The sequence below is a fragment of the Halomonas sp. BC2 genome, from assembly GCF_002078115.1.
GTDB classification, from domain to species: Bacteria; Pseudomonadota; Gammaproteobacteria; order Pseudomonadales; family Halomonadaceae; genus Vreelandella; species Vreelandella stevensii.
In genome coordinates this window covers 44,151-60,373 of the sequence record NZ_LFGT01000009.1, presented here as the reverse complement: position 1 = coordinate 60,373, position 16,223 = coordinate 44,151, and the positions used below count along the sequence as shown (strand labels likewise).

Annotated in this window: 6 protein-coding genes and 2 pseudogenes; 7 read left to right on the top strand and 1 reads right to left on the bottom strand. The window is 62.0% G+C overall.

The features are described 5' to 3' along the window. Positions 1 to 446 (bottom strand): annotated as a pseudogene (locus B7L71_RS17295) (diguanylate cyclase); the annotation flags it as partial. Positions 447 to 877: 431 nt separating this feature from the next. On the opposite strand from B7L71_RS17295, the gene B7L71_RS06675 reads away from it, so the two are divergent. The 7 genes and pseudogenes from B7L71_RS06675 (at position 878) to rfaH (ending at position 15,926) form a co-directional block, all read left to right on the top strand. Beyond that, positions 878 to 2,905, top strand: a complete 2,028-nt coding sequence (locus B7L71_RS06675; RefSeq protein WP_081136845.1) for a capsular polysaccharide biosynthesis protein — start codon at positions 878 to 880, stop codon at positions 2,903 to 2,905. 1 nt (position 2,906) lies between these two features. After that, positions 2,907 to 4,142: a capsule biosynthesis protein gene (locus tag B7L71_RS06670; protein ID WP_081136843.1), complete on the top strand. Its 1,236-nt coding sequence runs from the start codon at positions 2,907 to 2,909 to the stop codon at positions 4,140 to 4,142. Beyond that, on the top strand, positions 4,139 to 4,936 hold the full coding sequence (locus B7L71_RS06665; RefSeq protein WP_081136841.1) for an SDR family NAD(P)-dependent oxidoreductase: 798 nt from the start codon (positions 4,139 to 4,141) through the stop codon (positions 4,934 to 4,936). Before B7L71_RS06670 ends, B7L71_RS06665 begins: the two co-directional genes overlap by 4 nt. Continuing rightward, positions 4,933 to 6,576, top strand: coding sequence for an LTA synthase family protein (locus tag B7L71_RS06660; protein WP_081136839.1), 1,644 nt, complete (start codon positions 4,933 to 4,935; stop codon positions 6,574 to 6,576). The genes B7L71_RS06665 and B7L71_RS06660 overlap by 4 nt, the downstream gene beginning before the upstream one ends. Beyond that, a pseudogene (locus tag B7L71_RS17980) lies at positions 6,573 to 13,894 on the top strand (SDR family NAD(P)-dependent oxidoreductase). Before B7L71_RS06660 ends, B7L71_RS17980 begins: the two are co-directional and overlap by 4 nt. After that, entirely contained in the window at positions 13,891 to 15,219 is a 1,329-nt protein-coding gene (locus B7L71_RS06650) for an aminotransferase class I/II-fold pyridoxal phosphate-dependent enzyme (protein ID WP_081136837.1), read from the top strand. Before B7L71_RS17980 ends, B7L71_RS06650 begins: the two are co-directional and overlap by 4 nt. A gap of 191 nt (positions 15,220 to 15,410) precedes the next feature. Further along, entirely contained in the window at positions 15,411 to 15,926 is a 516-nt protein-coding gene (gene rfaH, locus B7L71_RS06645) for a transcription/translation regulatory transformer protein RfaH (RefSeq protein ID WP_081136835.1), read from the top strand. Positions 15,927 to 16,223 lie beyond the last annotated feature (297 nt).

Sequence of the window (16,223 nt, the reverse complement as noted above, 5' to 3'; positions counted from 1 at the left end):
GGGCGGCGTGTACCGCGCACCATCTTGAAATACTCGAGTTCCGAGCTATCGAGCCCCACTCGCCCCACTACACTGGGCCAGTCCGCCACGATCTCACCATGCTCGTCACTCACAATCAGTCCATCGAACCAGGAAAGCAAGGCATCGTTTTTCTGCAGCTCGTATGAAAGCCAACCCATGTCATTGGAAGGCCCCATGGCGCTGTTCAAACGCTGAAGCGCAGTGATGCGTTGATTTACCTGCTGCGTGATTTCATCGGCCAGCAAATCGGCCTCGTAGCGCAAATGAACCATGTTGGTCTCGTGCACCATGGTCTTGCCCACCTGCCAGGCCATGCTCAATACGGCACCCGCCAGAATCGCCAAGGCGCAAGAGAGGCCCAGCAGCAGCCGCCCTTTCAAGGAGCGTAACGTCAACAGCCTGTTGATGAGGGGGGCTCGTCGCACCAGAAGTTCCTATTTCGTGAGCATTCCCTGAAAAAAATGAGGGACAGGCCTCATGCCTACTTACTAAAACCAACTTATCAAAAAGAGCAGCAAGTTGCGCGTTGATTTAATTCGCATTAGTAACGTTGCCGGAACCCCGGTTATGCGACATGCTCTGCATGGCAATGTAACCTGTTCGTAAAGCGCGTGCTGCTGAATTGATAACCCTGCCCAATTCACGTATGTTCGCCGCCTACCAGGGCTTGGTGTGAAAAGTCAGCGAGCGCAGACCAGACAAGGCAAACATGGGCGAAAAGGCATCCTTTACAAGCTATTAATGAGCGCATTGAGCGAATTCACTCACAAGCCCATGCTTAACGCCGTATGGTCAAGCCTACCCCCTTTTCAGACAACGCCTAACACTTTGAACGACATGGACTGCAGCCTCAACCATGGCAAAACGTACGGCGGGTTATATTTCAAAAGGTATCGGCAAACTTGCCTCTTTGGCAACGCTGCTCCCCGAGTTTGACCGTTTTATGCGCATCGGCACATTCACCGCCAAGCCCTCCGCGGTCATAGGATGGGGATTCAAGCCGACCGCAAAGCGCGCCAGAGATTATGCCAAACGTCATGGGTTGACCTATGTCGCGCTTGAAGATGGCTTCATCAGATCACTCGGCCTGGGAGTCCATGGCTACCAGCCCCACAGCATGGTCGTCGATCATACCGGCATTTACTATGATGCCTCACGCCCCAGTGACTTGGAAAACTGCCTGAACGATGCCACGTTCACGACCGAAGAGCTAAGTCACGCCACTACCTGCATGCACCTTCTGACTCAATGCCGCCTATCAAAATACAATCATGCTCCTGACAAGCGGTTGATGGGCTCTAAAGGTAAGGTATTAGTGGTCGATCAGACCGCAGGGGATGCCTCCATTACGCATGGTGGAGCCAGCGCAGAAAGCTTTTCATCCATGTTAGAGGAAGCCTTGGCCAATCACCCCACTGAGCATGTTCTGGTCAAGATTCACCCGGACGTCATCGCAGGCAAGAAAAAAGGCCACCTCACACAAGCGCTTGATCATCCTCGCTGTCATGTCGTGAGTGAAGACATCAACCCTTGGGCCCTGTTCGACCAGGTAGACACCGTCTACGTGGTTACCAGCCAGTTGGGGTTCGAGGCATTGTTGGCAGGAAAGCAAGTGCACTGCTTTGGCCTGCCATTTTATGCAGGATGGGGACTCACCCATGATCGGCTTTCATGCGCTCGCAGGCGCACGACCAGGACGCTCACCGAAGTGTTTGCCGCTGCCTACCTGCGCTATACCCGCTACGTTAACCCATATACGCAAGAAGCTTGCACACTAGAAGAAACGATCCATTTGATTGCCGACCAGAAGCGTCAGCAAGAGCACCTGCGCGGCGAGTGGTTAGCCTGCGGTTTTTCATTTTGGAAACGACGCTTTGTTGGCCATTTCCTTGGGCCTGCATCAAATATCAAGCACATCAAGGAATTACCCAAACTCTTACCAGATAACCGTGCCCAACCACGCATATTGGTATGGTCAAGCCGCATCGACGCAGCATTCAAAACGCGTCATGCGGAATATTTGCCTCATATTTGGCGCATGGAAGACGGGTTTATTCGCTCAGTAGGGCTAGGCGTTGACTTATCCCAACCCCTCTCATTGGTAATCGATGCATCGGGCATTTACTACGATCCGAACCAGCCAAGCGATCTGGAGCGTTTGCTCAACACATATCCCATGGAGGCATCTCTGCTGGAAAGAGCAGCACAGCTACGAAAACGACTGGTCGCGCTGAAGCTGTCAAAATATAACGTGCAAGGCAATACGGATATCCAGTTACCCGATGACAAAGTCATCATCCTGGTACCCGGCCAAGTGGAAAGCGATGCCTCTATCGCAGCAGGGTCACCCAACATCAACACCAACAGCGCCCTGCTGCGCACCGTACGCCAAAACCAGCCTGATGCCTTCATTATTTACAAGGCTCATCCCGATGTCGTCAGCGGCGCACGCGTTGGCAAACTCGATAGTGAAGCCAAACAGCTGTATGATCTCGATGGCAGTGACATGGAGATCACCGCTCTACTGGAACGTGTCGACGCCGTGCATACCATGAGTTCTTTGACCGGTTTTGAGGCGCTGCTACGTGATCGTCAGGTACATACCTACGGCTTACCCTTTTATGCGGGCTGGGGGCTGACACACGATGCCATGCACTCTCCTGGCCGGACTCGCACGTTGACATTGGATGAGTTGGTAGCAGGCACCCTGCTGTTGTATCCCGGCTATGTAGATCCTGCTACAGGCCAGCTATGTAACGCTGAAACGGTCGTTAGCCTGCTGGAGCAGGCCAGAGCGCGCCAAGCCCACTCACCTCAACACCAGCTTACATGGAAGCAGCGCCTGTATCGCTGCTATCGTAATGCATTGATTGGAAGTCATTGAGTTGAAGCAAAAACGCGCATTTTTATTTCTTCAAGGCGTTTGTTCGCCCTTTTATCAGCGTCTGGCCCGTCGTCTAAGCAACGATGGACACCGTGTAGTAAAGGTCAACTTCAACGCGGGGGACATTCTCTATTGGCAGCGCACCCATAGCAAAAGCCATTTATTTCGCGGACCGTTATCGGCACTCCCGGAATACATCACATCGCTTTGGCAACGCTACGAGATCACCGATCAGGTCATGTTCGGCGACCGGCGGCCGGTACATCGCCAAGCCATCGAGCAAGCTGCCCAGGCAGGGGTACGCACCCACGTGTTCGAGGAGGGCTACTTTCGCCCCTTCTGGGTAACACTCGAGCGAGATGGCGTTAACGGACACTCTCTTCTTCCGCGAGACCCCACCTGGTTTTACGAAACGGGCAAGGCATTACCTGCGTTGCCAAAACCGGTGCGCTTTCGCTCATCCTTCAAGATTCGCGCTCTGCACGATGTGGCTTACCATGCCGCCGGGTTAGCCAACCCCTTGGTAGCGCACCGGTATGAAAACCACTCCCCCATCAAAGCGCCCATCGAGTATGCAGGCTACATAAAGCGTTTCGCACAGTTGAAAACATGGAAAAAGCGCGACGCCCAGCGCATCAAAACGCTCATCGACAGCGGCCAGCCCTATTTCATGTTGCCGCTACAGCTCAACACCGACGCGCAGATACTCCATCACTCTTCTTACAAAAACATGGAAGAGGTCATGGATCATGTGATGGGCTCCTTTGCCGCACATGCCCCACAAGAGGCTCTGCTATGTATCAAGAACCACCCGCTGGACATGGGCCTGGTCGACTACCCGGCCATCATCCAGCGGCTGGAAAATTTCTACGACCTGAAGGGGCGTATCGTCTACCTGGAGTCGGGCGATCTCAACCAACTGCTCAAATATGCAGCAGGCACGGTGACGGTCAATAGCACCGTGGGCATCGTCTCCCTGGAGCATCAGTGCCCCACTTTTGCACTGAGCAAGCCCATCTACCATATGGCGGGCCTGACCTACCAGAGCAGCCTGGAGGAGTTCTGGCACCAGCCACCGCCGCCCAGCGCCCAGCTGTTCGACTATTTCCGTAACACCGTTATGTATGCCACCCAGCTCAACGGGGGGTTTTACTGCCAGCCCGGTATCGATCTCGCGGTCAATAATGCCGCCCAGGTACTCGAAGCCTGCCCCTCCCCGCTGGAGAGACTGCTGTGAGCACCTCACCCCAAACAGGCCACCGCTGCGTGCTGATCACCGGCGCCACCGGAGCCATCGGCAGCGCCCTGGCCAACGAATATGCCACCCAAGACACCCACCTGATCCTCCACGGCCGAAACCTCGTCGTGCTGGAACAGGTAGCCGAAAACTGCCGCGCCCAAGGGGCCCAGGTCACGCTGTCGAGCATCGACCTCGGTGATGAGACCGCGCTGGCCAACTGGCTGGCCGAGCTATGCGCTCGCCACCTCCCGGACATCGTGATCGCCAATGCTGGCAAGAACACCCACCCCCAGCAGATGGGCGAGCTGGAAGCCTGGCCAGACGTGCAGGCGCTGCTGGACATCAACCTGACCACGCCCATCGCCATGACCCACCATCTGGTACCCGCCATGCGCGCACGGGGCAGCGGCCAACTGGTGTTCATCAGCTCCCTGGCCGCCTGGCATGGGCTACCCAGCACGCCCACCTACAGCGCCAGCAAAGCGGCCATCAAAGCCTACGGGGAAGGCCTGCGCGGGCTGCTCGCTCCGGCCGGTATCGGCGTCACAGTGGTCATGCCCGGCTATGTCACCTCGCCCATGTGCAACGCCATGCCCGGCCCCAAACCCTGGGAGTGGCCACCTGAGCGTGCCGCCCGCGTCATAGCCCGGGGCATTGCAGCCAACCGGCCACGGGTCAGCTTCCCGTTTCCGCTCAACTTCGGCACCTGGTGGCTGGCCGTTCTGCCCGCTGCGGTGTCCCAGTGGCTGATCAAACGACTGGGGTTCGACCACCTGGAGGGCGGCTCATGATGCTCTTCTCCGCTACCGCGCTCACCGCCATGGCGCCCGCACTGGTCACCGGGCTGCTCGGTAGCCTGCTGATTGAAGCGCTGCTACGCCCCCGGCCACGCCCCTTCTGGCAACGCCGCCTGGCAGCCAATGCCGTGCACCTGGGCAGCTGGCTGCTGCTGTTTGGCGTGTTCACCCTGCTGCTACAGCGCCCCTGGTTTGCCGTCGTGTTCATCCTCTCGCTGCAGCTGGTGGTGGTACAGTCGAGCAACACTAAATCAGCCACGCTCAACGAGCCCTTCATCTGCCACGATTTCGAATACTTCTGGGATGCCATCCTGCACCCCAGGCTCTACGTGCCTTTCTTCGGCATCGGGCTTGCCATCGCCGCCAGCAGCGCCGGGGCAGTGGCCATCGGCAGCTTCTTTTATTTCGAGCCCTCCCTGGTAAGCCACTGGGGCCTCCTGCCTTGGCTCTTCAGTTGCCTACTGCTGATACTGGCGGGTGCACTGCTGCTGGCGACCAGCCTGAAACGCTTGCCCCCGCCCACGCTAGCGCCCAAACACGACCTGCATGAAGCGGGGCTATACACCAGCCTGTGGAGCTACGGCGTCGCACTCATGCGCTCACCCGCGCCCGCCCCGGAAAGCTCACCGTTCCAGCCCTTCAGCCAGCCCCTACACCGAACGGAGTCCTCCTCGGCCACGCTTCCAGGCCACACACTGCCCAACGTGGTGCTGGTGCAAAGTGAGTCGTTTTTCGACCCCCGCCCCTGGTGCAAGGACGTAGCACCGGGGCTACTTGGCCAATTCGACGCCACCGCCGCCGAAGCTCTCGAACAGGGCGAACTGCATGTACCCGCCTGGGGAGCCAACACCGTGCGCACCGAATGCGCCGTGCTGACCGGACTAGCCCCCAGCGACTGGGGGCCGCGTCAATTCAACCCCTACCGCACCCTGTCACGCCACCCTCTCGCCAGCGTGGCCAGCGCATTCAAGGCCCAGGGGTACCGCACCGTATGTATTCACCCGTACCCGGCCACGTTCTATCTGCGCGACAAGGTCATCCCGCTGTTGGGCTTCGACACCTTTCTGGATCTCAGCGCCTTCGAAACCCAGGAAAAGCACGGCCAATACATTGGCGACCAGGCCGTCGCACGAAAGGTTGGACGCCTGCTGAAAGATGACGATAATAGGCCGCTATTCGTGCTCGTGATCACCATGGAAAATCACGGCCCGCTGCACCTGGAAGCCCCCCAGCAGCAGCACCTCGCCAGGACGCTGCCCAACGCCCCGTGGCCGCTGCCAAATCACTTGCGGGATTTGGCGGTCTATCTCTACCACCTTGGCGAGGCAGACAAAATGCTGGGTAGCATCAAAGCGGCATTAGGCGCAACCCCCCGTGAGGGGCTACTGGGATGGTACGGCGACCATGTGCCCATCCTGCCCGCCGCGTATGGATATTTTGGCGCCCCTACGGGCCGCACGCCATACATGATATGGTCAACACAACGGCAACCGTTGGCCCCATCGCCTGCCGAGCACAGGCCGCAGGGAATAGCAGCAAACGAACTTGGCGTCCGGCTATTTAAACAAGTGTTTGGACGCGATATAAGTAGCGATGTGATCAAGGCAGAACCAGAACCTCAGGAGCAAGAATGACTAAACGCGTGGCCATTATTGGTGCCGCCCATCGTTTCCCCGGCACCACCCCTGAAACGTTCTGGCAAGACCTGCAAGCCGAAAAAGACCTCGTCACCCAGGTTGCGCCCGACCGCTGGAGCCACGATGCGTTCTGGCACCCCGACAAGCGCCACCCCGGCACCAGCGTGACGTTTGCCGCCGGTAGCCTGGGCGATATCAGCGGGTTCGACGCAGCGTTTTTCGGCATTTCTCCCAGAGAAGCCGCCAACATGGACCCCCAGCAGCGCATGCTGCTGGAGCTGGCCTGGGAAGCCATGGAAAGCGCGGGCATCGTGCCCAGCACCCTGCGTGGCAGCCAGTGCGGTGTGTTCCTTGGTGTGGCCAGCCTGGATTACTCCTATCGGCTTGCCGACGACATGGCGGCCATCGACGCCTCCACCGCCACCGGCAACACGTCCAGCATCGCCTCCAACCGGCTGTCGTACATTTTCGACCTGCACGGCCCCAGCATGTCGCTGGACACCGCCTGCTCCTCTTCCATGGTCGCGTTCCACCAGGCCTGCCAATCCATTCGCAGCGGTGAAACCCCCATGGCGCTGGCAGGGGGCATCAGCCTGCACCTGCACCCCTACGGCTTCATTATTTTCTCCAAGGCCAGCATGCTGTCGCCCACCGGGCGCTGCCAGGTCTTCGACGAAGCCGGCAACGGCTACGTGCGCTCTGAAGGCGCAGGCCTGTTTCTGCTCAAGGATTACGACCTGGCCGTCGCCGATGGCGACAACATCCTGGCGGTGGTCGCGGGCTCGGCAGTCAACACCGATGGGTACAAAACCGGGCTCACCGTGCCCAACCCCAGCGCCCAGATTGCCCTGATGCGCAGCGCCTACGAACAGGCAGGCATCTCCCCCGACGAAATCGACTACCTGGAAGCCCATGGCACCGGCACCGCCGTGGGCGACCCCATCGAAACACGCGCCATCGGTGAAGCCCTTGGTCAGCATCGCAAAACGCCGCTACTCATCGGCTCGGTGAAGAGTAACGTCGGCCACCTGGAAACCGCCTCCGGCGTGGCGGGCCTGGCCAAAGCGCTGTACAGCCTGCAGCACCGCGAAGTGCCTGCCACCATCGGCATTCGCAAGCTGAACCCGCGCATCAAGTTCGATGAATGGAACCTGCGGGTCGTCACCAAGGCCCAGCCGCTCAAACCCGAAGGCAAGCTGGTCATTGGCGTCAACTCCTTCGGGTTTGGCGGCGCCAACGCCCACGTCATTCTGGAAAGTGCCCCGGAAACACCCACGTCTGAGCGTCAGGTGCCGGATGCCCCGCTGCCCATTCGGATCAGCGCGCGCAGTGAAGCCGCCCTGGCCGCCAGTGCTCAGGCGTTGGCCACCCACCTGCAGACCACCGAGCAGCCGTTTTACGACACTGCTCATACCCTGTTTCACCACCGTGAGCAGCACAGCCACGGAGCGCTCTGTTTTGCCAGCAGCGCCTCAGAAGCCGCTGCCGCACTGGGCCAGTTCGCTGAAGGCGATACCAGCCAACTCATCACACTGGAGCGCTTGAGCAACGCCCAGGGGCCGGTATTCGTCTACGACGGCAACGGCTGCCAGTGGGCCACCATGGGCCATGACCTGCTCGACACCGCCCCGGCCTTTAGTGACGCCATCGACCGCGTCGATGCCCTGTTCCAGCGCCACGGCCATTTTTCACTGCGTGCAGAGCTAGCGGGCCTCAACCAGCAAGCGGGCGAAGAAGAGCGGTTCGTCAGCACCGAAATTGCCCAGCCTGCGCTGTTTGCCCTACAAGTGGCACTCACCGAGTGGCTCAAGGAGCAAGGCATTACCCCCGCTGCCGTGTTTGGCCATAGCGTGGGTGAAGTGGCCGCCGCCTGGGCCTCAGGCGCCTTGAGCCTGGAAGACGCGGTGAAGGTGATCTACTACCGCAGCGACTTCCAGGGCAAGACCCGTGGCCTGGGCGAAATGACCGCTGTGGCCATGAGCGCCGACGACATCGCCCCCTGGCTGGCCAAGCCTGAGTTCGACCGGGTCAGCCTGGCCGGCATCAATAGCCCCAAAGGCATTACCCTGGCAGGCGACAAGGCCCAGCTCAGCAAACTGGAAGACGCCCTCAGCGCCGAGGAAGTGTTTGCCAAGCGCCTGCCGCTGGATTACGCCTTCCACAGCCCCGCCATGGACAGCATTCAGGAAGGCGTGGTGGAAGCGCTGGCCGATATTCAGCCACAGCCCACCCGCATTCCGTATGTATCCACCGTGACAGGGGCCGTGGCGGCAGGTGACACGCTGGACGCCCACTACTGGTGGCTGAACATTCGCGAGCCGGTACGGTTCGACGACGCCGCCACGCACCTGATACAGCAGGGTTATAACGTCTTTGTCGAGGTCGGTGCGCACCCCATCTTGCGCCGCTACCTCAACGAGTCGCTGCGCCAGCAAGCGCAAAGCGGTTTGGTGCTGGGCACTCTCGAACGCCACAAACCCGGTCTCGATGGCCTACAGCGTACGCTGAGCCAACTGCTGCTCAGCGGGCTTACCCTACCCAGCGGACACTACTTCCCCGTGGAAGGTCAGCGCGTGCTGCTGCCTCGTTACCCGTGGCAACGTACCCAACTCTGGGTGCAAGGCACCCGGGATGGCCAGGGCCTACTGTCGCGCTACTACCAGCACCCACTTCTGGGCTACCCGCTAGCCCAGCAAGAGCACACCTGGGAAAGCCAGCTGGACACCAAGCGCCAGCCCTGGCTGGCCGACCACGTGGTGGGCGAAGGCGCCGTCTTCCCCGGCGCGGGCTTCATCGAGCTGGCCCTGGCCGCCGCCATGCAGCAAAAAGACTCTTCGCTGCTGGATATCGAAGAGCTGGAAATCCGCGCGCCGCTGCTGCTGGACGGCCCCAACGGGCGCACCATGCGCCTGACGCTGGACCCCGATGACGGTCGCCTGGAAATTCGCTCCCGGGAGCCCGCCACCGGCATCGAATGGCAGCTCAACACCGTGGCTCGCCGCATGCGTGAAAGCCGTGGCTTCCTGCTCAATCGCCAGGCCCCGGCACTGCCCAGCCGCGCTGCCGACTACACCCTGGAACAGCACCTGGCCATGGCCGAACGTATCGGCTTGCACTATGGCCCCGCTTTCCAGGCCATTACCCGTGGCTGGATCGAGGGCGACAGCGTCATTGGCGAGATTCACCTTTCGGAAGCCGTCACCGCCCAGCTCGACACGCTGCACGTGCATCCCGGCATTCTCGATAGCGCCTTCCAGCTGTTCATTCCGCTGCTCGCTCAGCAGGCAGATCTTGCCTCGCAGCTTGCGTTCGTCCCCGTGCGCGTAGGCCGTATTCAGGTCAATGCCGAAGCAGGCACTCCCGTGCTGGCCCGTGCCGTCATGGGCAAACGGGCGCCGCACTCCTTCACCGCCGACTTCGAGCTCTACGATGCCGAAGGCCGCGCCGTGGCCGTGCTCAGCCAGACCCGCTTCAAGGCCATTCGCCTGAATCGCGCACACCACCAGCACTTCAGCTACCTGGATATCGAACTCACGCCTGCGCCGCTTCGCGCCGCCGCGCTCCCTTTGCCAAGCGATGCCCTGCCGCGCCTGATGGGGCTAGGCGAGGCCTTCAGCGCCAGCACCGGCCAGCGTTACGGCCAGGAAGTCGCGCCGCTGCTGGACAGTCTCAGCGAAGCCTTCGCCCAACAGGGCACTCCCGCCGCTGCCGACAGCGACGACGCAGCGCCCCTGCCCCCGGAAACCATCTGGCAGCTGCTGGTCCAAGACTACCCGGACTACTTCGCCCCCATTCATCTGGTGGGCAGGCTTGGTCTGCACAAGGAAGCCCTGGCGCGTGGCACCGACACCCTGGAAAGCCTGGGCGTCACCCACGAACACCTGGCAGGCATCAACCGTGTCCTGATTGGCGAAAGCGGCTGGCAAGTGCTGGCCAGCGAGCTGGGCAGCCTGATGGAAGCAGCCCTGACCGCCCTGCCCGAAGGCCAGCGGCTGGCCCTGCTGGAAGCAGGCCCCTGCGCCCCCGCGCTGGGCCAACGCCTGCTGGAACGCCTTGCCCATCACTCGCCCAGGGTCACCGACAGCTACCGCTACCGTGCGCTGACCACCAGCGACACGGCGCGCCATCAGGCGGAGCAGCTGCAGGAACGCTACCCGCTGATCGACGTTCAGCCGTTGGAAGAGTCACTGCCCACGCTGGCAGAAGCACAAAAAGCCCAGTTGGCCTTCATCAGCGCCGACGTCACCCAGCCTGAACGCACTCGCCAGCTCATCGAGGCACTGCCTTCGCAGTTGGCACCGGGCGCACAGCTCATTGTGGTCGGCATTCATCCCAGCCGCTGGCTGGACGACCTGCTGGCCACCCCCGGCATTGGCCAGGCCGCGCTGGAACAAGCCACCCTTATCGAGTGGCTCTCCGCCCAAGGGCTCAGCGTGACCGCGCCCATCGAGCTGGAAGAGAACGGCGCCTACCTGCTGCATGCGCAAGCGCCCAGCGAACAGCCGGGCAGCGCCGCGCAAGCGCCCCAGGCACACACCCTGGTCATTGCCGACGACAACCAGCAAGCCCTGGCCAACGGGCTGGCGGCAGCGCTGGAGAACGTCACCCTGCTCAGCGATGGCGAGCCTGCGGCCCTGCTGGCCGAGCAGTTGCGCCAGCTCGAAACGCCCCCGCCGCGCTGAACGTGCTGGACCTGCGTGGCCTGGGCCAAGATACCACCGCCGCACAGACCCAGCGCTGCCACCTTGCTCAGCAGTGGTCGCTGGCCCTCGAACACAGCGGCCTGGAAGCCCAGGGCAGCCGTGTCACGCTGTGGCTGCTCACCCAGGGTTACCAGCACGGCGACGACGCCGCACTCTGGGGCTTTGGCCGCTCGCTGGCCAACGAAGCCGTTGGCCATAGCGTCACCCTGCTGGAACTGCCCGAGCAGCCCAGCACCAAGGCCCTGGCCTGTATCGCCGATTCCGTGACCCACCCGGATACGGAAAACGAGCTGGTCATTACCCAGGCAGGCACCCGTTACGCCACCCGCCTGCGTACCCTGCCCGCCCCGCACCCGCACAAGGCCAGCCAGGCAGCGCCGCGCCAAGCCATGACGCTGGGCTTTGCCCTGCCCGGCCAGTTGCGCCAGCTACAGTGGCGGCCACGCCAGCTCCCCGAGCTGGGTGCCGACGAGGTGGAAGTGCGCGTCAAGGCCACCGGCCTGAACTTCCGCGATGTCATGTACACCTTGGGGCTACTGTCCGATGAAGCCATCGAAAACGGTTTTGCCGGCCCCACCCTGGGCCTGGAGTTCTCCGGGGAAGTCGTCGCGGTCGGCAGCAATGTCAACCATCTTAGTCCCGGCCAGGGCGTGGTGGGCTTCGGCCCTGCCAGCTTCAGCGACCGCCTGGTCGCCAGCCAGCACGCCGTGGCCCCGCTGCCCGAAGGCGTCAGCTACGCCGCAGCCGCCACCATTCCGACCACCTTCTTCACGGTCTACTACGCGCTGAAACACTTGGCGCGCCTGCAGCCCGGTGAAAAGGTGCTGATCCATGGTGCCGCCGGAGGCGTAGGCATCGCCGCGCTGCAAATTGCCCAGTGGATGGGCGCCGACATCTACGCCACCGTGGGTTCGGAAGAGAAACGCGACTTCCTGCGCCTGATGGGCGAAGCGCGTCTCTACGACTCCCGCTCGCTCACCTTCGCCGAAGAGATTCTCGAAGACACCCAGGGCGAAGGCGTCGATATCGTGCTCAACTCCCTGGCAGGTGAAGCGATCAACCAGAACCTGCGCGCCCTGCGCCCGTTCGGCCGCTTCCTGGAGCTGGGCAAGCGCGACTTCTACGAGAACACCCACATTGGCCTGCGCCCGTTCCGCAACAACCTCAGCTACTTCGGCATCGACTCCGACCAGCTGATGAAAGTGCAGCCCGCGCTCACCCAAACCCTGTTCAGTGAAATGATGGCGCTGTTCAACGACGGCACCCTCAGCCCGCTGCCGTTCACTGCCTTCAGCCACAGCCAGGTCATCGATGCCTTCCGCTACATGCAGCAGGCTCGCCAGATCGGCAAGGTCGTCGTCACCTATGAACAGCCCATTGCCGCACCGCGTCAGGAGCAGCTAGGCAGCGGCAGCCTCACCCTGCCCGCCAATGCCAGCTACCTGGTCACGGGTGGTCTGGGCGGCTTTGGCCTCAAGACGGCTCAGTGGCTGGTCAGCAAAGGCGCACGGGAACTGATCCTGCTCAGCCGCAGCGGCCCTGCCAGTGAAGAAGCCCAGGCCGCCATCCGTGAATTCGACGCCCAGGGCATCAAGGTCATGGCCGCCGCCTGCGACATCACCGACCGCAACGCCCTGGCCAACGTGCTGGAACGCGCCAAGTCCGAGCTGAGCCCGCTGCACGGCATCGTCCACGCCGCCACGGTGATCGACGACGGCCTGATCCGTAACCTGGACGCCGAACGCATCCATAAAGTGCTGGCCCCGAAAATCGATGGCGCACGCCATCTGGAAGCGCTCACCCAGCAAGCCCCGCTGGACTTCTTCGTGGTCTACTCATCGGCCACCACGCTGTTCGGCAACCCTGGCCAAGGCAACTACGTGGCTGCCAACCACTGGCTCGAAGCCTTCGCTGCCCGCCGCCGTGCTCAGGGCCTTCCGGCCACCTGCGTACGCTGGGGTGCCATCGAAGACGTCGGCTTCCTGGCCCGCAACACCCGCACCCGCGACGCCCTCCAGGAGCGTTTGGGAGGCTCGGCGCTGCGTTCCGACGACGCCCTGAAGGTACTGGAGCAAATGCTGCTGACTCCCGGGCCAAGCCTGGGCGTGCTGGAGCTGGAATGGGGCGCACTGGCGCGCTTTTTGCCCACCTCCGGCACCCCGCGTTTCGACGAAATTGCCCGCGCCAGCGATGACGACGGCAGCCTCGACCAGGACGACGACATCAGCGCCCTGCTGGCCGACCTCTCGCCGGAAGAGCTGCACAGCACCATCACCGAGCTGCTGCGCGCAGAGCTGGCCAGCATTCTGCTCATCGACGAAGAGAAGATCGACGTCAACCGCTCGGTGTACGACATGGGCTTCGACTCGCTGATGGGCGTGGAACTGATGACCGCCATCGAGAACCGCTTGGGCGTTCAAGTGCCGGTCATGGTCCTCAGCGAAGCCTCCACTCTCGACAAGCTGGCCGGCGTGCTGATCCAGAAACTCCAACAGCATGACGAGGATGTTGAAGAGTCGCCGCAAGATGCGTTAGCCTCTCTGGCCGCTCGCCACGGCGCAGACGGCATTACCAGTGAGCCCGCATCCTCCCCAGCGACAGAGACACCATGACCGCCAAGCGTTCAGAACTAAAACGCCAGCTACTGGAACAGGCGCGCAAGCGCCCTACCGCAAGAGCCAGCCAGCCCACTGCCCCTGCCACCAGCGCAGGGGCAACCCGTTCCGTGCCCGAACGCTTCACCCGCTTCGATGCCCACCCAGGCTATCAACAGCTCTCGATGATGCGTCAGGGCGCGCAACAGCTGGGCTTGCAGGTGCCGTTCTTCAAGGTGCACGACGGCCTGGCCGGGGCCACCAGCGTCATGCAAGGTCGCACCTGCATCAACTTCGCCAGCTACAACTACCTGGGCTACTCCGGCGACCCGCGGGTCATCCAGGCCGCCTGCGAGGCCGCCCAGCACTACGGCACCTCGGTATCTGCCAGCCGCGTGGTCTCGGGCGAGCGCCCCATTCACGGCGAGCTGGAACAGGCCATCGCCAAGGCGTATGCCGTGGAAGATGCCGTGGCCTTCGTCAGCGGTCACGCCACCAACGTCTCCACGCTAGGCTACCTGCTGGGTCCCAAGGATCTGATCCTCCACGACGAGTACATCCACAACAGCTCGTTGGTCGGTGCCCAGCTCTCCGGGGCCAAGCGCATGTCGTTCAGCCACAACGACCCCGATGCCCTGGACGCGCTGCTCACCCAGCACCGCCACCAGTTCGAACGAGTGCTGGTGGTGATCGAAGGGCTCTACAGCATGGACGGCGACATCCCCGACCTGCCTCGCTTCATCGCCATCAAACAGCGCCACCAGGCCTGGCTGATGGTCGACGAAGCCCACTCCTTCGGCGTCATGGGCGAAACAGGCCTGGGCCTGCGGGAACACTTTGCCATCGACCCCACCCAGGTAGACATCTGGATGGGCACCATGAGCAAAACCCTCTCCGGCTGCGGCGGCTACATTGCCGGTAACAAGGCCCTGGTCGAAACCCTGCGCTACTTCGCGCCCGGCTTCCTCTACAGCGTCGGCATGCCCGCCCAGGTCGCCGCCCCCTCGCTCAAGGTGCTGGAACTCATGGCCCAGGAGCCCGAACGGGTGGCCCAGCTACAGGCCATCTCCCGTTACTTCCTCGAACAGGCGCAAGCACGCGGCATGGATACCGGCCACAGCATCGGCTCCGCCGTCGTCCCCGTGATCGTCGGCAGCTCACCGCTGGCCGCCAGGCTCTCCAACGCCCTGCTCGAAAAAGACATCAACGTCCAGCCGATCCTCTACCCCGCCGTCCCCGAAAAAAGCGCCCGCCTGCGCTTCTTCCTCTCCTGCGAGCACACCCAAGCCCATATCGACGAAACGCTGGATGTACTGGAGAAACTGCTGGCGGAGGGAAAGTGAGGAGTGAGGAGTGAGGAGTGAGGAGTGAGGAGTGAGGAGTGAGGAGTGAATCGTAGCGCGGCGTCACGATAGAGCGAGAGAAACGAGCGAAAGAGGCACCCGCGGAGGGCGGCACCCGCCGCCCCGATCACGCCACCGTTCAATAAAGCGCCACCGCCTATCACGCCTCCCAAGGCAAAAAAGGTAATCGCATGGTCATCGAAACACCCGAAACCACGACCGCCCACTGGTACGTCATCCAATGCAAAGGCAGTGAATCCTTCCGCGCCGCCGAACACCTCGCCAACCAGGGCTACGAGGTGTTCCACCCCGTGCTGGACGTCAAACGCAAACGCCAAGGCAAGCTCACCACCGTTTCCGAGCCGCTGTTCCCTTACTACCTATTCATTCAGTTAGACCAGGTCAACAGCAACTGGCGCCCCATCCGCTCCACCCGTGGCGTCCTGCGCCTGCTCACCTTCGGCAACACCCCCATCGCCGTGCCCGACGCCCTCGTCGCCACCCTCCGCGCCCAACCCCACCGCCAGGAAGGCAACCACAGCATCTTCACCGCCGGCGACAAAGTCACCATCACCGAAGGCCCCTTCAAAGACCTCGAAGCCATCTTCACCCGCTGCAAAGGCGAAGAACGCGCCATCGTCCTCCTCAACGTCCTCCAACGCCCCCACCCCGTCGAACTCCCTGTAGAAAGCTTGGAAAAACGGTGAGGGGTGAAAGGTGAAAGGTGAATGGTGAACGGTGAACGGTGAATGGTGGATGGTGAACCGTAGCGCGGCGTAATGAATCTTGCGAGGCACGAGCAAATGAGGCACCCGCAGCGGCGGCCCGGCGCGAAGGGCGGCGCCAGCCGCCCCGATTACGCCACCATAAACAACCACGCCACCGCCAACCATCGCGCCCTCACCGGCAACGCTCATCGCGTTGCTTCGCGGGTGCGCTCCGCTTACACCGCGCTACGGGGTCATCGCCAACATCGGGCACGGATAATCATGCCGAAGGTGGCA